We start from the raw sequence: 24,563 nt of genomic DNA on the forward strand, positions 1-24,563 counted from the left end.
CCCACCGGCGGCGCAATGCTCGCCGTACAAGCCACCGAAGACCAGATCACCGACCTGCTGTCCGACCAGGTCGCCATCGGCGCGATCAACGGCCCCACCTCCCTGGTCCTGTCCGGAGCAGAACAAGCGGTTCTCGCAGCCGCCGACAAGCTCTCGGCAGAGGGCGTCAAAACCAAGCGGCTCACCGTCTCGCACGCCTTCCACTCCCCACTCATGCAACCCATGCTCGACGAACTGCGAAAGGTCGCCGAGAGCATCACCCACCACTCCCCGAACATCCCCCTCATCTCGACCGTCACCGGCCAGGCCTTCACACCCACGCCCGACTACTGGGTCCGGCAGGCACGCGAAGCGGTCCGGTTCGCCCAAGCCGTGGAAACACTGCGGGACAACGGCGTGCGCACATTCCTGGAGGTCGGTCCTGATGCGGCACTGTCGGCGATGGTGGACTCCGACGAAGTCGTGGCGGCCACGCGGCGGGACCGGGACGACGTCGCCGCGGTCGTCGGCGCGCTGGGCCGGCTGCACGCGCGGGGCGTGCCGGTAGCCTGGCCGGACTTCTTCGCCGGCGCGGGCCGCGTGGAGCTGCCCACCTACGCCTTCCAGCACCAGCGGTACTGGCTGGTCACCGAGGAGGCGACGGGCAGCCCGAGCGGGCTGGGCCTGGGCGCGGCGGACCACCCGCTGCTCGGCGCGGTCCTCGGGCTGGCCGACTCGGAGCGCGTGGTGCTCACCGGGCGGATCTCGGCGCGCGACCAGTCCTGGCTGGGTGACCACGCCGTGCTCGGCTCGGTCCTGCTGCCCGGGGCCGCGCTGGTGGAGCTGGCGCGGCACGCGGCGGAGCACGTGGACCTCGACGTCGTGGCGGAGCTGACCCTGCACGCCCCGCTCGTGCTGCCCGCCGACGGCGCCGTGCAGGTGCAGGTGGAGGTGGGCGACCGCGACGAGGCGGGCGCCCGGCCGGTGCGCGTGCACTCCCGTCGCGAGGGCGACGACGAGTGGACCCACCACGCGAGCGGTCTGCTCGACGCGGGTGGCGCGGCGGTGGACACGGCGTGGGCCGCCCAGTGGCCGCCCGCCGGCGCCGCGGTCGCCGTGGACGAGCTGTACGAGCGGATCGCCGACCTCGGGGTCGACTACGGGCCGGCGTTCCGCGGCCTGACGGCGGTGTGGCGCGTCGGCGGGGAGCTGTTCGCCGAGGTCGAGCTGCCGGAGGGGGTGCCGACCGGGTTCGGCCTGCACCCCGTGCTGCTGGACTCCGCCCTGCACGCGCTGTTCCTCGACGCCGAGGGCGTGCGGCTGCCGTTCAGCTGGCACGGTGTGCGGGTGGTCGGCGGGGACGCGTCCGCGCTGCGGGTGCGGATCACGCCCGGCCCGTCCGACACCTGCGCGCTGTCGTTCGCCGACGGGTCCGGCGCGCCGGTGGCGGTGGTCGAGTCGCTGGTGGCCCGCCCGGTCGACCGGATGTCCACCGTGGACTCGCTGTACCGGGTCGACTGGGTTCCCGTCGCGACGCCGGTGGGTCCCGTGGACACGCCGGAGGTGGTCGAGGTCGGCAGCGGCGTGGACGCCGGGGCCGTGCGGTCGGCCGTGCACGACGCCCTGGCGGCGGTGCGGGAGTCGCTGGCCGCGGACCGCTCGCCGTTGGTGTTCGTCACCCGCGGGGCGACCGACGGGAGCAACCCGGCCGGGGCGGCGGTGTGGGGGTTGGTGCGGTCCGCGCAGACCGAGCACCCCGACCGGTTCGTGCTGGTGGACACCGAGGACGAGGCCCACGTCGGCGCGGCGGTGGCGACCGGTGAGCCGCAGGTGGCGGTGCGCGGCGGCGCGTTGTTCGTGCCGCGGCTGAGCAAGGTCCGGACGGCTTCGGCCGAGCGCCTGTTCGACCCGGAAGGCGCCGTGCTGATCACCGGCGGCACGGGTGCGCTGGCCGCCGACCTGGCCCGCCACCTGGTCGCCGAGCACGGTGCCCGGCACCTGGTGCTGACCTCCCGCCGAGGGCCGGACGCGCCCGGTGCGGTGGAGTTGGCCGACGAGCTGCGTGCTTCCGGGGCCGTGGTGGAGGTCGTGGCGTGCGACGCCGCCGACCGGGCCGCGCTGGCGGCGTTGCTGGACACCCTGCCGGACCTGGCGGGCGTGGTCCACGCGGCCGGCGTCCTGGACGACGGCACGATCGAGTCGCTGACCCCCGAGCGGGTGGACGCGGTGCTGCGGGCCAAGGTGGACGCGGCGCTGCACCTGGACGAGCTGGTCGGGGACGTGGACCTGTTCGCGCTGTTCTCCTCCGCCACGGGCGTGCTCGGCACGGCCGGTCAGGCGAACTACGCGGCGGCCAACGCGTTCCTGGACGCCCTGGCCGCGCGGCGGCGGGCGTCCGGCCGGCGGGCGGTGTCGCTGGCCTGGGGCCTGTGGCGGCAGGACGGCGCGATGGCCGGGCACCTGACCGAGGCGGACCTGGCCCGCATCGGCCGGGGCGGCGTGCTGGCCCACTCGGTGGCGGAGGGGTTGGCGCTGTTCGACGCGGCCGTGCGGGCGGACGAGGCGTGCCTGGTGCCGATCAAGCTGGACCCGGCGGCCCTGCGCGGCGCCGCCGTCGTCGCGCCGCCGCTGCGCGGGTTCACCCGGACCCGGAAGACCGGCGCCGCGCCGACCGTCGCCCTGCGCGACCGCCTGGCCGGCCTGGCCGAGCCCGAGCAGCGCGAGGTGCTGCTGGACGTCGTGCGCGCCAACGTCGCGACGGTGCTGGCCCACGCCTCGGTGGACACCATCCCACCGGACACGGCGTTCAAGCAGCTGGGCTTCGACTCGCTGACCGCGGTCGAGCTGCGCAACCGGCTGAACACCGTGACCGGCCTGCGCCTGCCCGCGACCCTGACCTTCGACCACCCGTCGCCGGTGGCGCTGGTCGAGCACCTGCTCCAGGAGCTGGGCGGCAGCCGGGCGGCCCTGCGGATGCGCGCCCTGGTCGACGGCATCGCCAAGCTGGAGGCGACGCTGGAACTGGTCGAGGCGGAGAACGCGGACACCGACATCACCGCCGCGCTGCAACGGCTGGTGACGAAGTGGCGGGACAAGTCCGCCGCCCAGCCGGAGGAAGCCGACCTCGACGCGGCGACGGCCGACGACATCTTCGACATCCTCGACAACGAACTCGACATCGCCTGAGACCGCACGACGACGAGAGGCCCGACCGGACGATCCGGTCGGGCCTCTCGTCCGTGCGGGGGCTCAGCGGTGGTTGAGCAGGACCGGCAGGGCGGCCACGTCGTTGGCGATGAAGGAGTGCAGCGGGGCGATGTCCTCCGGGGCCACCGCCAGCGCCAGGTCCGGGAAGCGCGCGAACAGGGCGGGCACGGCCACGTTCGCCTCCAGGCGGGCCAGCCGCGCGCCGGGGCAGAAGTGCGGGCCCAGGCCGAAGGCCAGGTGGTCCTTGTCGGCGCGGTCCACGTCGAAGGTCTGCGGGTCCGCGTGCACGTCCGGGTCGCGGCCGTGGGCCAGGTAGTTGATCAGGATCGCGTCGCCAGCCCGGATCACCACGCCCTCGCCCAGGTCGATGTCCTCCTTGGCCCAGCGCATCGGCAGGGAGCCGACCGGGCAGTGCACCCGCAGCGACTCCTCGACGGCGTCCGGCCACCGGCTCGGGTCGGCCAGGACGATCCGGAGCTGCGCGGGGTTGGCCAGCAGCTCCCGGACGGTGTGGTCGATGAGGGAGACCGTGGTCTGGCTGCCGCCGCCGATCAGCAGCAGGAGCATGTCCACCAGCTCCTGCTCGGCCAGCGGTTCCTCGCCCACGACCCGGGCGGCGAGCAGGAAGCTGGTCAGGTCGTCGGCCGGTTCGCGGCGCTTGAGGTCGATGAGCTGCCGCATGGCCACGTTCATGTCGGTGAAGACCGCGGCCGACTCCTCCTCCGGCACGTCGTCGGTGTTGAGGACCACGCGGAGGATGCGCAGGACCTCGGGCCGCAGGTCGTCGGGCACGCCGAACAGGTCGCAGATCATGCGGGTGGGCAGTTGCTGCGAGTACGCGGTGTGCAGGTCCACCGGCTGGTCGGCCGGGTGCTCGGCCAGCTCGTCCAGCAGCCGCTTGGCGATGGCCTCCAGGTGGGGGCGCATGGCGTCGATGCGCTTGGGGGTCAGGGCCGGGGCGACGAGCTGGCGCAGGCGCTGGTGCTCGCGGCCCTCGGCGGTGGACATGCTCTCCACGTCCACCCACGGCGACAGCCACTGGACCACGCCCGGCGAGTAGCTCGGCACGTTCTTCTTGACGTTCCGGGAGACACCGGGGTGCGTCAACAGCGTGCGGACCACGTCGCCGCGGGAGACCGACCAGGCCGACATGCCTTCCGGCAGCTCGACGGCCACGGCCGGTCCGGCCGCCCGGAACTCGTCCATCTGGGCGTACAGGCACTTGCCACCCCGGCTGTCGATCTTCGCGGTGGTGGCAGCGCTGAAGTCGATCATCGTGCGCCTCCCGAAATGATTACTGGATGTCCACGAAGTTACCGCTGGACAGAAATCGCGAGGTAATTGCGCGCTTGAGCCTCGATTGGGCGAACGTGCAGGTCATTGCCGTGCGCGAAGGCCGTGTCCTAGGGTTTTCAGTACAGGTTGGCAGTGTTTTCGTGGCGGTGATCCCGTCCTGCTCGTCGTATTCCACGCATTCACGTGAGGAAGCTGGGAACAATGGAGAGCATCAGCCGGGTCGGCGTGGTCGGGTGCGGGGTCATGGGCGCCGGGGTCGCCGAGCTGTGCGCCCGCGCCGGGCTGGACGTGGTGGTCGCGGTGTCGCGGCCGGCCTCGGTGGACAAGGGCCGGGCGCGGCTGGCCGGGTCGCTGGACCGCCTGGTGGGCAAGGGGAAGCTCAGCGGGCCGGAGCGGGACGCGGCGCTGGCGCGGATCTCGTTCACCGCGGACCTGGGCGACCTCGCCGACCGCCAACTGGTCGTCGAGGCGGTGTCGGAGCAGGAGTCGGTGAAGCTGGACGTCTTCGCCACCCTGGACAAGGTGGTCGAGGACGAGCACGCCATCCTCGGGTCCAACACGTCGTCGTTCCCGATCGTGCAGCTGGGCGGGGTGACGAGCCGGCCGGAGAGCGTGGTCGGCATCCACTTCTTCAACCCCGCCACGGTGCTGCCGCTGGTCGAGGTCGTCGGGTCGGTGCTGACCGACGCGTCCACCGTGGACCGCGCCGAGGCGTTCGTGGTGGACGTGCTGGGCAAGCAGGTCGTGCGCACCAAGGACCGCGCGGGGTTCGTGGTCAACGCCCTGCTGATCCCCTACCTGCTGTCCGCGGTGCGGATGCTGGAGTCCGGGATGGCGCCGATCGCCGACATCGACAAGGCGATGACGCTGGGCTGCGCGCACCCGATGGGTCCGCTGAGCCTGATCGACCTGATCGGCCTGGACATCGTGGCGGCGATCAGCGAGTCGCTCTACCGGGAGTACCGCGAGCCGCACTACTCGCCGCCGCCGCTGCTGGCGCGCATGGTGTCGGGCGGCCTGCTCGGCAAGAAGACCGGTCGAGGGTTCTACGAGTACCCGCGATGACGTCGTACGAGAAGCTGCTGGCGCGGTTGTCGGCCGGGGGCGCGCGGTACCGCCTGATCCACCACGCCCCGGAGGGCGTGACGTCGCCGGCGAGCCGGCTGCGCGGGCACCCGTTGTCCCAGGCGGCGAAGTGCATCGTGGCGCGGGTCAAGCACGGCAAGAAGGTGAACCGGTTCGTGCTGGCCGTGGTGCCCGGCGACCGCCTGGTGTCGCTGGAGGCGCTGCGCGAGCTGTGGGGCGGCACCTACGCGTCGTTCGCGACGCGGGAGACGGCGGAGGAGCTGTCCGGGTGCGTCAGCGGCACCATCATCCCGTTCACGTTCCGGGACGACCTGGAGCTGGTGGTCGACCGGACCCTGTTGGAGGAGCCGGAGATGTTCTTCAACGCGGCGCGGCTGGACGTGTCGGTCGCCCTGGACACCGCGGACTACGCCCGCCTGGCCCGTCCCCGGGTCGAGGACATCGCGGGCGCGCCGTTGGCGGAGGCAGGCTGATGCTCGCCTCCCGGTTGGCCCGCGTGCTCGACGAGGCCAAGTACCTGTCGCTGGCCACGGTGTCCGCGACGGGCGAGCCCTGGTCGGCGGTGCTGCAGTACGCCGTTCTGCGCGACCCGCTGCGGTTGCTGTTCGGGTCGGCGGTCGGGTCGCGGCACAGCCGGCACGTCGCGGCGCGGCCGGGGGTGAGCGGTTCCCTGTTCGTCACGGGGAGCGCGTTGACCGAGGTGGACGGGGCGCAGTTCAGCGGCACGTGCCGCGAGCTGACCGAGGACGAGGTGCGCGAACACCACGCCGCGTTCTACGACGCCCTGCTGCCGGACGAGGCGTCCAGGCGGGAGTACACCCTGCCGGTCGACGCCCTGCTGGCCCCCGCCGAGCACCGGATCTACCAGGTGGCGGTCGAGCGGATCTGGCTCATCGACACGACGACGTGGATCGAGGACCGCATCGACCGCCGCGTGGAAGTGCCGCTGCCCTAGCCGTCACGGGCCTCGCGCCGCTGCCCTAGCTCTCGCAGGCCTCGCGCCGCCGCGCTACCCCTCGCCGCGGGCCTTGCGCCGCTGCTCCTCGGCCCGCTCCCGGCAGCGGCGCAGGAACTCCGCGTCCGAGGCGGGGTCGGCGGCGGCGAAGCGCCCGGGCCGGTCGTACTCGGGATACGCGGGCGTGTTCCGCTCGAACGCGCGCGGCCGGGTGTGCGCCCTCGCCGGCCGGCCCGCGACCAGCCACGCGATCGACCCGACCAGCGGGAAGAACAGGACGACCAACAGCCACGTCACCTTGGGCAGGTGCCGGATGTCGCCCTCGTCCGAGGTGATCACGTCGACCAGGCAGAACAGCCACAGGCCGAACGTGAGCAGTCCGAAGAAACCACCGAAGTACAGCACTTCCCGCCAACCCCCCAAGGTCTTCAAGCGCCAAGGAGGGTAGCGCACCCCGACCCGGGCATAAGCTCCGAGCCGTGCCGTCGGACGAGCAGCCGCCGCAGTCCTTCCCCAACCGGTTCGCCACCGCGACCGGCCCCACCTCCCGCGAGCCCGACCGCGACCGGTGCCAGTGCCTGCGCCCGGCGACCCGGAAGGTCTCCTTCCACCGCGACCGGCAGGACACCACGGCGCCCGGCTGGCTCCGCCTGCTGGAACTCGTGGACGAGGCGGCGGCCGACGGCCGGGCGGTGTTCCAGCCGTTCGCCGAGCTGAGCGGCCCGGAACGGCGGCAGGTCGTCACGCTGCCGCCGACGATCGCGAAGTTGACCGCGGTGGAGAAGCTGGTGCTCTACGGGACCAACCTGGTGCGCATCCCGCCGGAGATCGGGGCCATGAGCGGCCTGCGGGTGTTCGAGCCCTACACCTCGCACCGGCTGCACTGGTACCCGTACGAGCTGACCCGGTGCGCCCTGCTGACCCGCAGCACGGTCAGCACCCGCGCCCTCTACGGCAACTTCAAGCACCGGCCGCCATTCCCGGCGCTGCGCCCGGCGGAAGCGGGTCTCGACCTGACCGACCTCGACCCCGGGGCGCGGGGCGCCACGGCGGTGCGCACGTGCGGCGTGTGCGACGGCCCGGTCGGCGAACTCCACCAGGTGTGGATCTCCCGGTGGGTCGGCACGGACGTGTTGCCGCTGCTGGTGAACGCGTGCTCGGCCGAGTGCGTCGCGGCGCTGCCGGAACCCGCGCCCGACCACGTGCCGACCCCGCACACCGGCGGGCCGGACGTCGTCCAGCCCGCCGGGCGGTGGTGAGCTACAGGTCGGTGAGGCGTGGCACGAGCGGCGTGGCGACTTCTTCGATCCAGGCCGCCGGCGCGTCGCCCGGCGGGACCAGGATGACCGTGTCGATGCCCAGTTCGGCGTAGTCGGCGATGTCCCGCAGGAACTCGTCGATCGTGTCCACCGCGGGCGCGACGCGGTAGGTCAGGGTCTTGTCGATGGACGACAGGTCGCGGCCGAACTTGTCGCAGTGGCCGCGCAGCACGTCCAGCTTGTGCCGGACCTGGTCCTTGTCGCCGGCGAACAGGTTGCAGGCGTCGGCGTACTGGGCGACCATCCGCAGCGTCTTCTTCTCGCCACCGCCGCCGATCATGATCGGGGGACGGCGGATCGGCTGCGGCGAGCACAGGGTCTCGGCCAACTGGTAGTGCTTGCCCTCGAACGCGCCGTTGTTGTCCGGGTCCCACATCTGCAGGCAGATCCGGATCGCCTCCTCCAGCCGCTCGAACCGCTCCGACAGCGGCGGGAACGGCACGCCCAGGCCGAGGTGCTCGCGCTCGTACCAGGCCGCGCCGATGCCCAGCTCGACCCGGCCGCCGGACAGCACGTCCACAGTGGACACGGTCTTGGCCAGCAGCCCCGGGTGGCGGTAGGTGACACCGGTGACCAGCAGGCCGAGCTGCACGGCGGAGGTGTGGGCGGCGAGGAAGCCGAGGGTCGAGTAGCCCTCCAGCATCGGGTCCGTGGCGGGCTTGAACCCGTCCATCTGGAAGAAGTGGTCCATCACGGAGAGGCGGGCGACACCCGCGGCCTCGACCGCTCGGCCGACCTTCGCCAACTCGGGCGCGATGCCGGCCGCGCCGTCGGGGACGGTGAATTCGATGACGTGGATTCCCAAGCGCACCCCGCCAGCCTAGGAACTGGAGTGCACTCCAGCACAAGGGCCAATCCGAAGTTCACACGGCCGATGACCCGCGGCGGGGCTCTCACCAGGCGTCGGAGAGGAAAGTGCGGCCTTCGTCCGGATCGGTGTCGTCCGGTCGCCGCGCCGCCCGGGGCCACGAAGACCGACCGGCTGCGGGCGGCTGCTCGGCTGCGTGGGGCTGCGCGGCGGGCGGTGGTTCGAGCGCGTCGGTGGACCGGGCGTCGGCGGGCAGGGCGTCGGCGGGCGGTGGTTCGAGCGCGTCGGCGGGCAGGGCGTTCAGGGCGGCGATGCGGGCCGCCGTGTCGTTGGCCGCCTCCGCCTCCAGTCGGGCCCGGTCGGCGGGCGGCAGCCGGTGCCACCGCTCGACCAGGTCGCGCACCGGCTGCAACGCCCGGTCGCTCAACGCCGACGTGAACAGCAGGTCACGGCTCGACGCCCGACCCGCCACCACCTCGCGCGCGAACTCCGCCACCTCCCCCGACCCGGCGGCGAGGGCCGTCGTCCGCAGCTCCTGCGCCCGCCGACCGGCCGGCGTGCTCCACGGGTTCTCCACGGCTAGGCCTCCTTGCGGTCGTACGGCGTGCACGGCCACTGCTTGGCCACCACCTCGCCGTTGGCGACGAGCACCTGCAACCCCGACACCGCGACGTGCGCCGCCGCCCGGACCGCGTCGATGGCGCTGGAGATCTTCGACACCGCGAACAGCACCGACACGACGCCGTGCAGCGGGTTCTGCCCGCGCAGGACGCTGATCGCCCCGCCGATGAACGCCCCGGCGTTGCGGGTGAGCAGGTCGACCAGGGCGTCGAGCAGGGTGTCGACCAGGATGGTCAGGGCCGCGACGGCGTGGTAGGCCGCGCTCGCGAACTTCCTGATCCGGCCGCTGACCCCGGTCATGAACTCGACGTGCCCGCGGCAGGCGGCGGCGTACTCGGCGAGCCAGCTCTCGGCCGCGTTCGCGGCGTTGCCGTCCCACTTGTCCTGCACCAGGTAGCGCCCGCGGTCGACGTTCTCCGCCACGATCGCGCACGCGTACGCGGTGTCCTCGAACGCCTGTCCCTGCCGGTAGAGGTTGCTCCAGTCGCCGCCGACCAGCCGGGTCAGCTCCTCGAAGACGTCCCGGCCGGTCAGGGCGCGCATGAGGTCGCGGACGTGCTGCGCGACCGAGCACCGGGCCAGCAGTTCGTCCACGCCCTGCTCGAAGTCGACGTTCCAGCCCTCGGCGACGGCCTTCTCGTCGGGGTGCGGCGGCACGCCCGGGTAGGGCCGGGCGGGGTTCGCCGGGTCGGCGGCCGGGTCGCGACCGCCGTCGAAGCCCGCGTCCGGGGTGACGACGTCGGCGGCGGCGAGGCGGGTGGGCGTCGGGCCGGGGTGGACGGCGTCCAGGCGACGCGCCCCGGCCAGGTCGGTCCGGACGTAGTGGGCGGCGAGCGCGGTGATCTCCGCGCCGGACGTCCGGGCCAGGTGGGCGGCGTGCCGGGTGTTGGCCTCGCCGACCCGCTGGACCTCGTTCAACGGCTCGTTGAGCAGGCCCAGCAGCCCTTCCTGGTAGCCGTCGGGCCGCCGGTGCTCCAGTTCCTGGACGAACCGCCCGACCGCCTCGCCGTTGCGCGTGACGAGCCGGCCCAGACCCGCCACCGACGGCGGGTCCACGAAGAATCCGGCCATGTCCGCGCTCCCCTCCCCGCCCCGCGCCGGGCGGCGTGGGGTCTCACTCGGCTATGACGGACCAGAACGCCGCTTCGTAGGCGTCGACCATGCGAGCCGCCCGCAGCAGCTCCACCGGGTCGTCGCCGGCCGCCAGCCCCCGGGCCACCACCTCCGCGGCCTGGTCCAGCACCTCCCGCGGGGTCTCGGCGAAGAACCGGAAGTGCGCCACCGCCTCGTCGGAGAAGCCCTGGGCCTGCAACGCGTCCGCGAGCCGCGCGTAGGTGCCGCCGGACGCCTCGACGTTGACCAGCAGCGCCAACGGCACCGCCCCGCGCGGCCCGAACACCGCCGTCCGCGCGAGGAACGCCGGGTAGGCCTGGGCGAGCGGCTGGGGCTCGTGCGCCCGCAGGTCCTCCTCGCCCGCGCCGACCGCCGCGCCGAAGTCGAGCAGCAGCGCCAACGCCTCGTCCTCCGCGCCGGCCATGGCCAGGAACAGCGGTTCCGGGAACCGCGCCGCCAGCAGGGCGAAGCTCTGCCGGTCGCTTGCCACCAGGTGGTACAGCTCCCCGGCCAGCCCGCGCAGCCGCGCGGTCTCCACCGGGCCGCCCTCGACCAGTTCCAGGAACCGGTTCGGCGCCTTGACCAGCGACTGCCGGCCCCGCGCCACCAAGTCCGCGACGTCCACCCTCATCCCCTCTCGCGCCGCACGGACGCCCGGACCGACGGCCCCGGCACCACCTCGGCGATCCACGGTCCTTCGATCGACGGGTCGAGGACGCCGTCCTCCAGCCACGTGTAGGCGTCGTCCAGCACGCGCGCGGCGAGGGCCGCGTCCCGCTCGTCGGTGTTGACCCACAGCCGGTCCCACAGCCGCGCGACGCGCCGCCGCGACTGGCCGCAGAACGCGTCGGCCAGCTCGACCGCCGACCCGCCCAGCGACCGGGCGTGCACGCAGCTCACGGTCATCGCGTACAGCTCGGCGGCGATGTCCACGACCCGCCCCACGAACAGCTGCCGCTCCAACACCCGGTCACCCCACCGCTTGCGCCCGCGGTCGAGGTGCCGGGCCAGTTCGCGGGCGGTGTTCGCGGCGAACACCACGTGCCCGGTCAGGTCGCCGAAGTCCGGCTCGGCGTCCGGTGTCCAGTCGGGCGCTTCGTCGTCGGCCAGGGCGTCGGAGGCGATGAACACGCGCAACGCCTCGGTGGACCCGTCGAAGATCCGCCCGATCCGGACGTCGCGGAGCAGTTGCTCGACCGGCACACCGCGTTCGCCGCGCGCGGCGGCGGACTCGGCGGTCTCGTACCCGCGCCCGCCACGCACCTGCAACAGCTCGTCCGCGACCCGCCAGACCTGCTCGGACGCGAACAACTTCGCCAACTCCGCCTCGGCCCGCGTGTCCACCCCCGCGTCCGACCGCCGCCCGGACACCTCCACGACGGCTTCCAACGCGAACGCGGTGGCGGCGATGAACGCGACCTTGGCGGCGACGGCTTCGTGCGCCCCGATCGGCTTGTCCCACTGCACCCGCGCCCGCGACCACTCGCGGGCGATCTTCAAGCTCCACTTCGCCGACGCCGCGCACACGGACGGCAGCGAGAGGCGGCCGGTGTCCTGCGCGGCCAGCGCGACTTCCAGCCCTTGCCCTTCGGGCCCGATCCGCCGGTTCTCGGGGACGAGGACGTCGTGCAGCCGCACGACGCCGTTTTCGAGCCCTTTGAGCCCGAGGAACGCACTGCGGTGCTCGACGGTGACCCCCGGCGCGTCCGCTTCGACCACGAACGCCGACATGCCGCCGGGCCGGCCGGGGCGGGGCGGGACCATCGCCATGACCACCAGCAGGTCGGCGATGGTCCCGTTGGTGACCCAGAGCTTGAGGCCGTCGAGGAGGTAGCCGTCGGCGGTGGGGGTGGCGGTGGTGCGCATGCGGAACGGGTCGTTGCCGATGTCCGGCTCGGTGAGCGTGAACGCGGAGATCTCGCGGGCGCAGCGCGGCAGCAGTTCGCGTTTCTGCTCGTCGGTGCCGAACAGGAGGAGGGGTTGGGTGAGCCCGATGGCCTGGTGCGCGGCGAGCAGCTCGGCCAACGAGGAGTGCGCGGAGCCGACGAGCATGAGCGTGCGGAGGTAGCAGAGGTTCGACAGCCCGAGCCCGCCGTACTCACGCGGCAACTTGACGGCGAACGCCCCGAGGTCGCGAAGCCCGTCCACCACGTCGTCCGGGATCCGATCCTCCCGCTCGATCGCGGCCCCAGACACCTTCAGCCGACAGAAATTTTCAATTGACTGAAGGAAAATTTTCTCCTCGGTGGTGAGGCCGCTGTCGGGCGGGGGCTCGACCAGGTCGAGCCGCAGCCGGCCGCGGAAGAGCTCCCTACCGAAACTCGGACTGGACACCGTCGCCTCCCCCAACGTTCGCCTACTTCGAACCACTCAAGCCGACTGGGGCACCGCCGCGCCGCCAACGCGCAGCCAGCGCCAACGCACCGCCGGCGCCGCACCGCCAGCCCACTGCCAACGCACCGCGCTCGCCGCCGCTCCGCCAACGCCAACGCGCTGCGCTCGCCGCCGCCGCGCCAGCCCACCGGCCTCCCGCGCCGGCACAGCCGCCCGGCACCCGCGCAGCCGCTGTGGCACCCGCACAGCCGCTCTGCGCCGGCACAGCCGCCCCGCACCCGCACAGCCACCCGGCACCCGCACAGCCGCCCGCACCCGCGCACCCGCTATCGCACCGGTGTGGCCATTCCGTGCCAGGGGAGCGTCCTCGCCGGCCACTCGAACCGGCGAGGACACCCGCCCCACATCCGTCTACTTCGGACCCGCCACCTCAGCCGCCTTGGTGTCGCCCGCAGCACCGGTCCCGTCCGCAGACACAGCCGCATCAGCCGTCTCATCCGCGCCGCCGCCCCAGTCGTTGCCGCTGGTCGGAGGCACGTGGCGGAGCAGGGTCGCCGCCAGCACCGCACCCACCGCCGCGATCACGGCCGCGATCAGGGCACCGGTGTTCAGCCCGCTGGTGAACGCGGCCCGCGCGGTCTCCAGCACCTGTCCACCCAGGTCGCCGGACACCCGCCCGGCCACCGCCACCGCGCCGTCGAGGCTGTCGCGCGCCGCCGAAGCGTCCTCGTCGGTCAGGCCGCCGGGCAGGGCGACCCCGTCCCGGTAGACCGCGACGCCGATGCTGCCGATCAGCGCCACCCCCAGCGACAGGCCGAGGTCGTTCGCCGTGGTGCTCAGGCCGGACGCCGCGCCCGCCTTCTCCGGCGGCACCGAGCCGACGACGAGGCCGGTGGTCAGCGCCATCGCCGGGTTGACCGCCGGGTACAGCACGATGAAGCCGGCGATCAGCAGCGGCAGGCCGGCGGTGCTCTCGACCCGCGTCAGCATCAGGTAGCCGACGACCTGGATCGCCAAGCCGCCCGCGATGATGAAGCCGGGCCGGACGCGTCGCGCCAGGATCGGCGTGGACATCGAGACGCCCACCAGGACGAGCGCGGCAGGCAGGATCGCGAGGCCGGTCTGCAACGGCGACAGCTCCGCCACCAGTTGCAGGTACTGCGTGAACATCAGGTACATGCCACCCATGGCGAGCGCCGCCAGGATGTAGACGGACAGCGCTCCCGACACCGTGCGGTTGGCGAACAACCGGATGTCGAGCAGGGGCGCGTCGATCCGCAACTGCCGCACCACGAACCACACGCCGAACGCGACACCGATCACGATCGCGCCCAACGCCTCGACCAGCGAGTCGTCCTTCGCCAACGCCTTGACGCCGTAGATCAGCGGCAGCAGGGTCACCAGCAGGAGTCCCACGCTGAGCACGTCGAGCTTGCCCGCGTTCGCGTCCTTGTGCTCGGGCAGGACGAACGGAGCGGCGATCGCCACCAACGCCATGACCGGCACGGCCACCAGGAACGTCGCCCGCCAGGTGAAGACCTCCAGCAGCAACCCGGACAGCAGCGGTCCGAGCGCGACACCGACCGAGATGCCGGCCGCCCACGCGCCGATCGCCACGCCGCGCTGCTTGGGGTCGAGGAACATCGAGAAGATCAGCCCGAGCGTGGCCGGCATGACCGCCGCGGCGGCGACGCCGAGCACGGCCCGCCAGAAGATCATCATCGACGGGTCGCTGGTGTAGGCGGCGACGACCGAGACGATCGCGAACACCGCCGACCCGAGCGCCAGCAGCTTGCGGCGGCCGACCCGGTCGCCGAGCGTGCCCATGGCGACGAGGAAGCCCGCCATCAGGAAGCCGTAGATGTCGACGATCCACAGCATCTGCGTGCCGTCGGGGCGCAGGCTCGCGGAGATGTGCGGGATCGCGAGGAACAGGATCGTCAGCATCATGAAGAGCAGGAGGGACGGGAGCACCAGCAGGCCCAGTCCCAGCCACTCCCGTCGTCCGGCTCGTGGTGGTGCTTGGTTCGCGGTGGACATGACCCATCCCTTCCGTCGGCGGTGATACCGGGTGGGGGTATCGGTGAGCGTCCCTGACCATACAGGGAGGGGGTATGCCGTCGCACCCGGTGACCACCATTCGGCGGCAACCCGGCGGTAACTGCACGCTGGAGCCCCAGCGCACCGGGGGCCGGCGGCTCATGAACCCGAGAGCGGGGCGGCGGCGCGGGCGGGGGACGCGGCGGCGCGGGCGGGGAACGCGGCGGCGGGGAAGCGGCGGCGGGGAAGCGGCGGCGGGGAAGCGGCGGCGGGGAAGCGGCGGCGGGGAAGCGGCGGCGGGAAGACGGGCGGACGCTTCGAGACTTGCCGCCCGCGAGCCGCCCGCAAGCCGCCCGCGAGCCGCCGCCCCGACCGGTCACCTCAGCCGGTCAGCCCGGAACTGTCGTACCCCCGTGAGACACTCGAAACCGGGGGCCGGAGGCCGCCACCCACGCCCCACCTCACACCGCCGGACGCGCCGTGATCAGCGACAACGGCCCAGCCGCGCCGTGCCCCACCGACTCCACGATGAACCCGGCATCCGCGAGCAACGCCCGGAACTGCCCCTCGGTCCGCTCCCGCCCACCAGCGGTCACCAGCATGTTGATGTCGGTGTAGAACATCACCGGGTTGTCGGTGTTCGCCCGGTCGGGCAGCACGGACCCCACGATCAGCAGCGTCGCGTCCGCCGGCATCGACGCGCGCACCGTGCGCAGCAGCTTGCGCGCGTTCTCGTCGTCCCAATCCTGGAAGACGCTCTTGATGATGTAGAGGTCACCGCCGCCGGGCACGGACTCGAAGAAGTCGCCGGCCACGACCTCGCAGCGCTCCGACACGCCGGCCGCCGCGAGCACGCCCGCCGCCTCCGCCACGCCCGCCGCGCTGTCGAAGCACACGCCCGTCAGGTGCGGGTGGGCGCCGAGGATCGCGGACAGCAGGGTGCCGTCGCCGCCGCCGACGTCGACGATCCGCCGGACGTCCGCGTAGTCGTACCCGTCGGCCACCAGCTCCGCCGAGACCCGCGACTCCTGGCCCATCGCCACGTTGAACAACGCCGACAGCTCGGGGTTCTCCGCCAGGTGCACGTAGATGTTCTTGCCGTGGACGTGGTCGAACGCGCACTCGCCCGTGGTGATCGTGTGCTTCACCTGCTGCCACGACGAGAACAGCGTCGGGTTGGTGAAGAACCGCGTGAACGCCCACAACGAGTTCGGCGAGTCCGTGCGCAGCTGCTCGCCCACCTCGGTCAGCGCGAACCGGTCCGGCTCGGGCTCGGCGAGCAGGCCGATGGCCACCAGGGTGCGCAGCAGGCGGTGCAGCGACGGGGCGTGGGTGGCGGTGGCCGACGCCAGGTCCGCGCTCGCGGTCACGCCCGCGTGGACGTGGTCGGCGATCTTCAGCTCGGCGGCCAGGGCCAGGGCCTGCGAGGCCATGTAACCGCCGATGACCTCGATCAGCGCGGCGCGGTTGGCGATGCGGGTCTGGTCGATGCGGGCGGGCAGGGTGCTGGTCATCGGGCATGCCTTTCGGTGAGGGGGTGTCGGACCCACACGTTGGGTTCCAGGTAGACGGCGTGGTCGTGGACGACGTCCGCCCGGACCGGGGTCAGCGCGCCCGGCACGACGACCGGTCCGCTGGTGTCGAAGGGGAGTCCGGTCCACGCGCGCCACTGCGCGAGGCTGCCGGAGATGGTCATGGACACGGGGCACACCTTGAGGACCTGCGCGCCCGCCCGGACGTGGACGCGCAGCCACGGGTCGGTCGGCAGGCCGTCGTCCCGGGTGCGGGCCGCGTACTCGGTCATCGGCACGTGCGGCTCGTGGTGCTTGGCGCTGGGCCGGACCGGCACGACGACGTCCCGGTAGCCGTGGTCGCGGGCGTTGTCGGCGACCGCGGCCAGGGTGAACGCGGACAGGTTCCGCGCGCGCTTGCCCGGGACCACGGCGACTTCCAACGCGCACAGCGTCGTGAGAGGACGGCCGTCGTAGGTGTCCATCATGCTGAGCTTGAGCGCGGCGTCCCACCCGTTGTCCGGCAACGAGTCCACCGAGCCGTCCCACGAGAACGGCACGCTCGCCGCCCGTGCGACCACGGTGTCGTCGTCGTCCACCACGACGATCTGGTGCTGCGAGTACCGGTCGAACGCCCACCCGATCAGCATCGGCTCGGGCGCGATGTAAGGGGGCCACTCGGCTTCCATGTGCAGCATGGCGTCCGTGAGGTCCGGGCGTTCTTTGAGCGTCACGACACGCATGTCCACCCCCTCACGCGGCCAGGCTGCGCGCGGGCAGCGGTTTGGTGGGCATGTCGCCGTTGTGGGCGGCGTGCGAGCGCAACAGCGCCAGGTACTCCGCGCGCGGCACGGGGACCGCGCCGATGAGCTTCGCGTGGTCGCCGTCGTGCTGGACGTCCACCGCCACGCCGCCGCTCTCCGCGACCCGGCGCACGAGGCACGCCACGGCGACCTTCGCCGCGCCGCTGCGCTTGGTGAACTGGGAGTCCGCGCTGAACACGCCGCCGATGCGCACGCCGAACGTGCCGCCGACCAGCTCGCCGCCCTCCCACACCTCGACGCTGTGCGCGTGCCCGGCCTCGTGCAGCGCGACCAGGCCGCGCACCAGCCGGTCGGTGAGCCACCTCGGCTCGCGGCCGGCCCGGCAGTGCTGGACGACCTGCTCGAAGCACGCGTTGACCGTGGTCGTCCACTCGACCTTGTTGCGCAGTTGCTGGCGCAGGCTGCGTTGCACGCGCAGCCGGTCGACGAAGATCACCGGGCGCGGGTCGGGCGAGCACCAGGCGACCGCGTACGGGTCCTCGCCCAGCGCGGGCACCTCGCCGTGGGCGAACTCGTTGACGATCTTCTGCTCCTCGGTGTCCGCCGGGAACGGGTAGAGCCCGTGCCGGTAGGCGCCCAGGAGGGTCGGCGGCGACAGGTCGTCGCGGAAGGCCACCGGCCCGTCCGCGGGCGCGTCCGCGAGGTCCAGGAAGTCCCAGGACATCACGCCGCCCCGAGGAACTCGATGGCGGTCAGGTAGCCGATGTAGCGGTCGAGCATGGCCTCGTCCACCGGCGGGATCTCGATGCCGCTGCCGCGCAGCGCCTCGGTCACGTTGGTCTGGGTGAACACCGGGAACGTCGTCTCCAGGTACATCTCCGCCACGCTCATCGACCCGGCCGCGCACCGGTCGATGAACAGCGGCGCGAACGGGGTCATCGGGTGGTCGGGCTGCTCGACGGCGACGCGCACCATCTCGTCCAGCCACTCGCTCCACGACACCTCGCGCACGTCGTGCCCGTGCGCCCGCAGCCGGTCCACCAGCACGGAGATGTTGACCTTGCCCGCGTTGGTGAGGTGGTAGACCTCGCCGGAGGGCCGCCGCGTGGCGGCGATGTGCGCGACGGCGGCGGCGAACACGTCGACCGGGGTGTAGTCCAGCGGCAGTTCGGCGATGGGCGCGGTTCCGGTGTCCACCACGAACTTCTTCATCGCGCACATCTCGGTGGCGATGTTCCACGCGCCGTTGACGCGGTCGCCGGAGATGTCCGCCGCCCGGTACACCGCGACCGGCAGGCCGCGTTCGGCGGCTTGGAACAGCAACGCCTCCGCCACCCACTTGCTCTCCACGTACCCCACGGACAGGTGGTCGGCGTAACCCAACGGGGTGGTCTCGGTGACGTGCCGGACTCCGGCGGTGCCGAAGCCCGCGATGACCGCCATGGTGGACGTGTAGTGCACCGGGATGTTGCGGTGCCGCGCGGCCATCCGGATGATCTCGCGGGTGCCGTCGACGTTGGCGGGCTTCATGTGCGAGTACGGGTAGATGAAGTTGACCCGGCCGCCGGGGTGGTGGATGACGTCCACCGTGCGGGCCAGCCGGTCGAAGTCCTCTTCGGACAGTCCGAGGCCGGGGTCGCCGAGGTCGCCGGGGACGGCCACGATCCGGGACCGGAACCGGCCGAGGTCGTCGCCGAAGTAGTGCGCGGCGTTGGCCTGCAACCGGGACAGCCCGTGCCCGGGGTCGTCGGCGCGGACCAGGCAGTGCACGGTCGCGCCGGTCTTCTCCAGCAGCTCCCGCAGCAGGTAGACGCCGAGGAACCCGGTCGCTCCGGTGAGGAACACGTGCCGGGGGTCCTGCCAGTTCGCGGGGTCCTCGACCTCGCGGCGGACCTCGACGTCCAGCTCCGACTCGGCCGCGAAGTCGACCTTGCGGCGGGTGTCGTCGCCGGCCAGGGTGCCCTCGCGGGCGGCCCGCACGGCGCGGGCGAAGCTGCGCAGGGTGGCGTCCTCCAGCAGCAGCCGGATCAACGGCCGGACCTGCGTGATCAGCACGCCCAGCGAGCCGCGCACCTTCGCCATCAGCTCGGCGGCGAGGATCGAGTTGCCGCCCAGCTCGAAGAAGTTGTCGTCGGCGGCGACCCGGTCCACCTTGAGCACCTGCCGCCACAGGCGGGCGACGCCGCGCTCCACCAGGTCCACCGGGCCCTCGTCCGAGGTCGCCCGGGTCGTCTCGGGGGCGGGCAGGGCGGCGAGGTCCACCTTGCCGTTGGTCTTCAGCGGCAGCTCCGGCAGCGCCACGAACGCCGTGGGCACCATGTAGTCGGGCAGGTGGCGGCCGGTGAACTCGCGCAGCTCCTTGGCGTCCACCGGCCGGGAGGAGGTGAAGTAGGCGGCGAGGCGCTTGTGGCCGTTGCTCTCGTAGGCGGTGACGGCGACGGTGTCCACGGCGTCGTGCGCGGCCAGCGTCGTCTCGACCTCGCCCGGCTCCACCCGGAAGCCCCGGATCTTGAGCTGCCGGTCGATGCGGCCCAGCACCTCGACCTGGCCGTCCGCGGTCCACGCGCCCAGGTCGCCGGTGCGGAACACCCGCCCGTGCGGGGTGGACCGGAACCGGTGGTCGGCGTCCTCGGTGAGGTAGCCGCGCGCCACGCCGCGCCCGCCGATGTGGATCTCGCCGCGCCGCGCGGGGTTGCCGTGCTCGTCGAGGATCTGCACGACGGTGCCGGGCAGCGGCGCGCCGACCGGGGCCGCGCCGCGCTCGGGCAGCACGTCGGCGGTCAGGTCCGCGACGCACGAGGTGATCGTGGTCTCGGTGAGGCCGTAGGCGTTGACCAGCCGCACGCCCGGCATGAGCTCCAGCGCCAGGCGGCAGTCCTCGGCGTTGACCGCCTCGCCGCCCACGATGACCAGCCGGACCGGCAGGTCGCCCGCGCCGCGCTCGACCTCGGACAGGAACCGCCGCCAGTACGCCGGGGTCAGGTCCATGACGGTGATCCCGTGGTGGCGCAGGCGCTCGGGCAGCTCGCTCGGCGCCCACACGGTCTCGGGCAGCACCAGCGTCGCGCCGGCCAGCAGCGCGGTCGTGATCTGCTCGATGGAGGTGTCGAAGGACAGCGCGCCGAACTGGAGGACGTGGTCGTCGGGCGTGATGCCGTAGCGGCCCTCCAGTTCCGCGCACAGGTAGCTCAACGACTCGTGCTCGACCACGACGCCCTTGGGCGTGCCGGTCGAGCCGGAGGTGTAGATGATGTACGCGGCGTCGGCGCCGTGCACCGCGACCGGCAGCGCGCCCGCCGTCGGCGCGGAGTCCGGGGTGACCGCGGTGACGGGCAGGTCGGTGAAGCGGGCGACGTCGTGGGTCAGCACGACGCCGCAGCCGGTTTCCTTCACGAACGCCTCGACGCGGCCGTCCGGCGCGCTGGGCTCGACCGGCAGGTACGCCGCGCCGGCCTTCCAGATGGCCAGCAGGCTCACGATGGCGTCGACCGAGCGCTCCAGGTGGACCATGACCACGGAGTCGGGGCCCGTGCCCTGGCCGACGAGGAAGCGGGCGAGGCCGTTCGCACGGCGCTCCAGTTCCGCGTAGGTGATCGTCGCGTCGCCGTGGACGACCGCGGTCCGGTCGGGCTGGGACGCGGCACGGGTGGCGAACAGTTCGTGGACACGCGGTTGCCTACGGATGTTCATGGGTTCCCTCGGGGTGCCGCCGAATTCTCGATGACCTCGACATTAGCGACGACTTCCGGTTCCCCCGACTACCAGAACGAGCCATGCCCGGGTCCGGTTCCCGGGTCGGCCACTACTCATGAAGGTAGTCGGCGGGGCGTTGTCGAATTCCGCTGGAATCGCCCTTGAGCGCGGCCGGCGCGGCGATTTCCCCCGGAACTCTCAGGCCATCGCGGGGACGTGCCGGACGAGTTCGGCGCGCGAGGAGATGCCCAGCCGCCGGAACAGGCCGCGCAGGTGGTAGTTCACCGTGTGCGGGGACAGCCGGACGCGGGTCGCGATCTGCCGGTTGGTCATGCCCTCGGCGACCAGCCGCGCGATGGCCCGCTCGACGCCGCTGAACGAGTCCCACGCCTGGTGCGACTCGGCTGGTTCGCCCAGGTCGGCGAGGTCCCGGCGGGCCAGGGCCGCCGCCCACGGGTCGGTGTGCGCGACCGCCGCCAGGCCGGCGGCGTCCCGGTCCAGCAGCGCCCGCGCGTGCGCGGCGGCGGCGGCGACCGTGGGAACGGCGGGGTTCGCGGCGGCCAGCCGTTCGGTCGCGGTCACCACGCGGCGGGCCAGGTCCGGGTCGTCGGCGGCGGTGGCGGTGCGGACCAGCCACGCGGCGGCGGCCGGTTCGGCGAGCAGCAGGACCGACCCGGTGGACGCCGCCGCGGCGGCCGTGCGCTCCGGCCCGTACCGGCGGGCGGTGACCAGCAGGGACACCCAGTCGTGCAAGGTCGAGCGGAGCGCGTGGCCGGGGACGGTCTCGGCGAGCAGGGTGGCGGCGCGGTCGACGTCCCCGGTCCGCAACGCCACCGCCGCCAGCACCGCCAGGGCGTGCGGGACGAGCAGCAGGACGCCGGCGTCGCGGGTGGCGGCGAGCCCGCGTTCGGCGAGGGCGGCGGCGTCGTCCAGGCGGCCCGCGACGAGCAGGACGGCGGCCTCCACGATGTCGACGCAGCCCTCGTAGCAGTCGCGTTGCCGGGGGCCGAGGTCGTCGCGGGTGGCGCGGAGCAGGGCGTGGGCCTCGTCCAGGCGGCGCAGGCTGCCCAGCTTGTCGGCGAGCGCGAGCCGCTGCCACAACCGCCAGTGCGGCGCCGGGCTCTCGTGGCGGCGCAACAGCCGCAACGCCTCCGCCACCGCCCCGCGCCGCCACCGCAGGTCGGCCAACACCAACGCCGCCACACCGGCCGACACCCCGGCACCCCCGTCGGTGGTCAGCAGCGCCTCGGCCAGCGCCTCCGCGCGGCGGTCGCCGGCCAGGGCCAGGGCGGCGAGCCGGGTGCCGGCCGCCTCGTCGGCCGGCCGGCCCGACGCGGCCAGGACCCGCTCGGCGGCGGCTCGCGCGGCGGTCGCGTCACCCTGGAGCAGGAGCAGGTTCGCGAGCAGCCCGTGCAGGTCGTCGGCGTGCCGGGCGGCGCCGGGCCGGGCCAGCGCGCCGCGCACCAGGGCCAGCGACCGGGTCAGCTCGTCGGCCGAGCGGTCCGCCGCGACCCGCCCCGCCGGCAGCCGGGCGCAGTCGGCGGTCAGCGCGTCCCGCAGCGCTCGGGGCATGGCGTCCAGCACCGCGGTCCACACCCGCTCGTGCCGGAACCGCAGGTCGTCACCGGCCCATTCGAGGACGTCCGCGGCGAGCAGCGCGTCCACCGCGCCCAGGAGCTGGGCGACCCGCTGCCCGGTCAGCTCGGCGAGGTCCGCGATCCGGCACGTCCGCCCCACCACCGCCGCGACCTGCGCCAACGGCCACGCGCCCGGGGTGGCGCGCACCGCGTCGCGCACGCGCTCGGGATCGCCGACGGCCCCCGCCGCCCACCCGGAGTCGCTTTCCCCATGCCCCACACCGCCATCGTGCATTCGCCCGGCCCGGCCGCTCAACACCCCCCGCCCCGCATTGTGCCGCCCGATTACCGGAAAGTGGGCGCATCCGGTCGCGATCGACTTCCTCCGCGATTACCCGGGTTTGTTTGGATCGCCGCGACGGCACAGCGGTAAATCAGGCGTGAATGGAGTCCACATGATCGAGGGGCGCGTCCGCGACGTGATCGCATCGGTGTTCTCGGTCCACCCGGACGAGCTGCCCGCGCGGCTCGACCCGGACACCCTGCCGGGGTGGACCTCCCTGCGCCAGGTCCAGCTCGTGCTGGCGCTGGAGCGGGAGTTCGGCGTCGAGGTGGACCCGACGCTCGTCCCGGACCTGGTGTCCGAGCGGGCGATAGTCGAGATGTTGGCGGAGGCGGCGGCATGAACGGGACGTTCTACGCGAACCTGCGCACCGTCTACGACGTCATCGGGTTCCACGGGTGGCAGCGGCCCGACCACGTGGCCGTGGTCTGCGAGGACCGCCGCGTCACCTACGGCGAGCTGGCGACGTGGAGCAACCGCCTCGCCAACGCCCTGGTCGCGCACGGCGTCCGGCCCGGCGACCGGGTCGCCTACCTGGGCAAGGAGTCCGAGCGGTACTACGAGGTGCTGTTCGCGTGCGCCATCGCCGGCGCGGTCGTGGTGCCGATCAACTGGCGGCTGACGCCCGCCGAGATCCACCACGTCCTGGCGGACTCCGGGTCGGTGGTCCTGTTCGCCGACGACGTCGCGGTGGCCGACGGCCTGCCCGGGTTGCCGCGGCTGCGGCACGTCGTGCCGATCGCGTCGGTGCCGCAGTGGCGCGGCGCGGACGACACCGACAGCGACCCCGCGTGGAGCGGGGACCACCCCGTCGCGCAGGTCTACACGAGCGGCACCACCGGCAACCCCAAGGGTGTCGTGCTGGCGCACCGCAGCTTCTTCGCCGTGAAGGCCGCGCTGGCGTCGGCCGGGCTGGACTGGATCGACTGGCGCGCCGACGACATCAGCCTCATCGGCATCCCCGGCTTCCACATCGGCGGGCTGTGGTGGGCGATCCAGGGGTTCGGCGCGGGCATCACGATGGTGTCGGTGCCGGTGTTCGCCGGCAACCGAGCCGTGCGGCAGGTGCGGGAGCTGGGGATCACCACGGCGTGCGTGGTGCCGGCGCAGATGCAGATGATGCTCGCCCCGCCGCGCCCCCGGCGCGAGGACTTCGCCACCCTGCGCAAGGTCGTCTACGGCGGGTCGCCGATCTCCGAGGCGCTGCTGGCGCGGTGCCTGGACACGTTCGACTGCGAGCTGGCCCAGATCTACGGGCTGTCCGAGAGCGGCAACACCGCGGTGTGCCTGCCGCCGTCCGAGCACGTCGTGGGCAGCCCCCGGATGCGCGCCGCCGGCCGCCCGTACCCCGGGGTGGACATCAAGGTCGTGGACGAGGACGGGGACGTCCTGCCGCCCGGCGCCGTCGGCGAGGTGTGCCTGCGGTCGCCGGCCGCGATGCTGGAGTACTGGGGCCTGCCCGACGCGACCGCCGAGACGCTCGTGGACGGCTGGCTGCACACCGGAGACGCGGGTTTCCTGGACGACGGCTACCTGTTCATCCAGGACCGGATCAAGGACACGATCATCGTGGCCGGGGAGAACGTCTACCCGGCCGAGATCGAGAACGCGCTGGCCGCGCACCCGGACGTGCTGGAGGTCGCGGCGGTCGGCGTGCCCAGCGCGCACTGGGGCGAGGTCGTGCACTGCTTCGTGGTGCCGCGCGCCGGCGCGTCCCTGGAAACCCGCGCCCTGACGGCGTTCCTGCGCGGCCGGATCGCCGATTTCAAGCTCCCGTCGAGCTACGAGCTGCTCGACGCGCTGCCCCGCAACCCCAGCGGCAAGGTCCTGCGCCGCGACCTGAGGGAGCGGTTCTGGCAGCACCTCGACCGCCGCGTGGCCTAGCCGCCTGCGGAAAGCCCTTACCGACACTTCCCA

Annotated in this window: 20 protein-coding genes; 7 read left to right on the forward strand and 13 right to left on the reverse strand. The window is 73.1% G+C overall.

The annotated features are described in order from the left end of the window. A partial coding sequence (locus ABD126_RS30660; protein ID WP_343937540.1) for an SDR family NAD(P)-dependent oxidoreductase occupies positions 1-3,165 on the forward strand: 3,165 nt, incomplete at its 5' end. A gap of 63 nt (positions 3,166-3,228) precedes the next feature. On the opposite strand, the gene ABD126_RS30665 is transcribed toward ABD126_RS30660, so the two are convergent. After that, entirely contained in the window at positions 3,229-4,461 is a 1,233-nt protein-coding gene (locus ABD126_RS30665) for a cytochrome P450 family protein (RefSeq protein ID WP_343937542.1), read from the reverse strand. Between the two features lie 222 nt (positions 4,462-4,683). On the opposite strand from ABD126_RS30665, the gene ABD126_RS30670 reads away from it, so the two are divergent. From ABD126_RS30670 to ABD126_RS30680, 3 genes are read left to right on the forward strand one after another with little or no spacing between them, the layout of a single operon-like run. Beyond that, entirely contained in the window at positions 4,684-5,547 is an 864-nt protein-coding gene (locus ABD126_RS30670; RefSeq protein ID WP_343937544.1) for a 3-hydroxybutyryl-CoA dehydrogenase, read from the forward strand. Next, complete coding sequence (locus ABD126_RS30675) at positions 5,544-6,041, forward strand: YbaK/EbsC family protein (RefSeq protein ID WP_343937546.1); 498 nt, start codon at positions 5,544-5,546, stop codon at positions 6,039-6,041. The genes ABD126_RS30670 and ABD126_RS30675 overlap by 4 nt, the downstream gene beginning before the upstream one ends. Further along, a complete protein-coding gene (locus ABD126_RS30680; protein ID WP_343937548.1) occupies positions 6,041-6,523 on the forward strand; it encodes a pyridoxamine 5'-phosphate oxidase family protein in 483 nt (160 codons plus the stop codon). Before ABD126_RS30675 ends, ABD126_RS30680 begins: the two co-directional genes overlap by 1 nt. A 54-nt stretch (positions 6,524-6,577) precedes the next feature. Here ABD126_RS30680 and ABD126_RS30685 read toward each other — a convergent pair whose 3' ends face one another. After that, positions 6,578-6,928, reverse strand: coding sequence for a PLD nuclease N-terminal domain-containing protein (locus tag ABD126_RS30685; RefSeq protein ID WP_343937800.1), 351 nt, complete (start codon positions 6,926-6,928; stop codon positions 6,578-6,580). A gap of 74 nt (positions 6,929-7,002) precedes the next feature. Here ABD126_RS30685 and ABD126_RS30690 point away from each other — a divergent pair, with 74 nt between their 5' ends. Beyond that, positions 7,003-7,782 carry a leucine-rich repeat domain-containing protein gene (locus tag ABD126_RS30690; protein WP_343937550.1) on the forward strand — a complete coding sequence of 260 codons (780 nt, stop codon included), beginning with the start codon at positions 7,003-7,005 and terminating at the stop codon, positions 7,780-7,782. A gap of 1 nt (position 7,783) precedes the next feature. On the opposite strand, the gene ABD126_RS30695 is transcribed toward ABD126_RS30690, so the two are convergent. The 11 genes from ABD126_RS30695 to ABD126_RS30745 form a co-directional block, all read right to left on the reverse strand. Further along, positions 7,784-8,653: an LLM class F420-dependent oxidoreductase gene (locus ABD126_RS30695; RefSeq protein ID WP_343937552.1), complete on the reverse strand. Its 870-nt coding sequence runs from the start codon at positions 8,651-8,653 to the stop codon at positions 7,784-7,786. Between the two features lie 82 nt (positions 8,654-8,735). Beyond that, a complete protein-coding gene (locus ABD126_RS30700; RefSeq protein WP_343937554.1) occupies positions 8,736-9,227 on the reverse strand; it encodes a hypothetical protein in 492 nt (163 codons plus the stop codon). 2 nt (positions 9,228-9,229) lie between these two features. Then, entirely contained in the window at positions 9,230-10,342 is a 1,113-nt protein-coding gene (locus tag ABD126_RS30705; RefSeq protein ID WP_343937556.1) for a hypothetical protein, read from the reverse strand. Positions 10,343-10,385: 43 nt separating this feature from the next. Beyond that, complete coding sequence (locus ABD126_RS30710) at positions 10,386-11,009, reverse strand: TenA family protein (protein WP_343937558.1); 624 nt, start codon at positions 11,007-11,009, stop codon at positions 10,386-10,388. 2 nt (positions 11,010-11,011) lie between these two features. Further along, entirely contained in the window at positions 11,012-12,754 is a 1,743-nt protein-coding gene (locus tag ABD126_RS30715; RefSeq protein ID WP_343937560.1) for an acyl-CoA dehydrogenase family protein, read from the reverse strand. A gap of 375 nt (positions 12,755-13,129) precedes the next feature. Then, a complete protein-coding gene (locus ABD126_RS30720; RefSeq protein WP_343937562.1) occupies positions 13,130-14,758 on the reverse strand; it encodes an MFS transporter in 1,629 nt (542 codons plus the stop codon). A gap of 461 nt (positions 14,759-15,219) precedes the next feature. Then, positions 15,220-16,272: a methyltransferase gene (locus ABD126_RS30725; protein ID WP_343937564.1), complete on the reverse strand. Its 1,053-nt coding sequence runs from the start codon at positions 16,270-16,272 to the stop codon at positions 15,220-15,222. After that, positions 16,269-17,012 (reverse strand): N-acetyltransferase, encoded by a 744-nt coding sequence (locus ABD126_RS30730; RefSeq protein ID WP_343937566.1) that lies wholly within the window; start codon positions 17,010-17,012, stop codon positions 16,269-16,271. Before ABD126_RS30730 ends, ABD126_RS30725 begins: the two co-directional genes overlap by 4 nt. Positions 17,013-17,022: 10 nt before the next feature. After that, positions 17,023-17,757 carry a leucyl/phenylalanyl-tRNA--protein transferase gene (locus ABD126_RS30735; RefSeq protein WP_343937568.1) on the reverse strand — a complete coding sequence of 245 codons (735 nt, stop codon included), beginning with the start codon at positions 17,755-17,757 and terminating at the stop codon, positions 17,023-17,025. After that, complete coding sequence (locus tag ABD126_RS30740; RefSeq protein ID WP_343937570.1) at positions 17,757-20,723, reverse strand: non-ribosomal peptide synthetase family protein; 2,967 nt, start codon at positions 20,721-20,723, stop codon at positions 17,757-17,759. The genes ABD126_RS30735 and ABD126_RS30740 overlap by 1 nt, the downstream gene beginning before the upstream one ends. Positions 20,724-20,924: 201 nt before the next feature. Next, positions 20,925-22,583, reverse strand: coding sequence for a LuxR C-terminal-related transcriptional regulator (locus ABD126_RS30745; protein WP_343937572.1), 1,659 nt, complete (start codon positions 22,581-22,583; stop codon positions 20,925-20,927). Between the two features lie 175 nt (positions 22,584-22,758). Here ABD126_RS30745 and ABD126_RS30750 point away from each other — a divergent pair, with 175 nt between their 5' ends. Then, positions 22,759-22,989 (forward strand): acyl carrier protein, encoded by a 231-nt coding sequence (locus tag ABD126_RS30750; protein ID WP_343937573.1) that lies wholly within the window; start codon positions 22,759-22,761, stop codon positions 22,987-22,989. Continuing rightward, positions 22,986-24,530, forward strand: coding sequence for a long-chain-fatty-acid--CoA ligase (locus tag ABD126_RS30755; RefSeq protein WP_343937575.1), 1,545 nt, complete (start codon positions 22,986-22,988; stop codon positions 24,528-24,530). The genes ABD126_RS30750 and ABD126_RS30755 overlap by 4 nt, the downstream gene beginning before the upstream one ends. Positions 24,531-24,563: the final 33 nt, after the last annotated feature.

It is taken from the genome of Saccharothrix mutabilis subsp. mutabilis, assembly GCF_039521145.1.
Lineage (GTDB): Bacteria > Actinomycetota > Actinomycetes > Mycobacteriales > Pseudonocardiaceae > Actinosynnema > Actinosynnema mutabilis.

Coding starts and splice junctions, on each gene's coding strand:
- ABD126_RS30665 (WP_343937542.1), bottom strand. CDS start 4,461: ATGATCGACTTCAGCGCTGCCACCACCGCGAAGATCGACAGCCGGGGT.
- ABD126_RS30670 (WP_343937544.1), top strand. CDS start 4,684: ATGGAGAGCATCAGCCGGGTCGGCGTGGTCGGGTGCGGGGTCATGGGC.
- ABD126_RS30675 (WP_343937546.1), top strand. CDS start 5,544: ATGACGTCGTACGAGAAGCTGCTGGCGCGGTTGTCGGCCGGGGGCGCG.
- ABD126_RS30680 (WP_343937548.1), top strand. CDS start 6,041: ATGCTCGCCTCCCGGTTGGCCCGCGTGCTCGACGAGGCCAAGTACCTG.
- ABD126_RS30705 (WP_343937556.1), bottom strand. CDS start 10,342: ATGGCCGGATTCTTCGTGGACCCGCCGTCGGTGGCGGGTCTGGGCCGG.
- ABD126_RS30720 (WP_343937562.1), bottom strand. CDS start 14,758: ATGTCCACCGCGAACCAAGCACCACCACGAGCCGGACGACGGGAGTGG.
- ABD126_RS30725 (WP_343937564.1), bottom strand. CDS start 16,272: ATGACCAGCACCCTGCCCGCCCGCATCGACCAGACCCGCATCGCCAAC.
- ABD126_RS30730 (WP_343937566.1), bottom strand. CDS start 17,012: ATGCGTGTCGTGACGCTCAAAGAACGCCCGGACCTCACGGACGCCATG.
- ABD126_RS30735 (WP_343937568.1), bottom strand. CDS start 17,757: ATGTCCTGGGACTTCCTGGACCTCGCGGACGCGCCCGCGGACGGGCCG.
- ABD126_RS30740 (WP_343937570.1), bottom strand. CDS start 20,723: ATGAACATCCGTAGGCAACCGCGTGTCCACGAACTGTTCGCCACCCGT.
- ABD126_RS30750 (WP_343937573.1), top strand. CDS start 22,759: ATGATCGAGGGGCGCGTCCGCGACGTGATCGCATCGGTGTTCTCGGTC.
- ABD126_RS30755 (WP_343937575.1), top strand. CDS start 22,986: ATGAACGGGACGTTCTACGCGAACCTGCGCACCGTCTACGACGTCATC.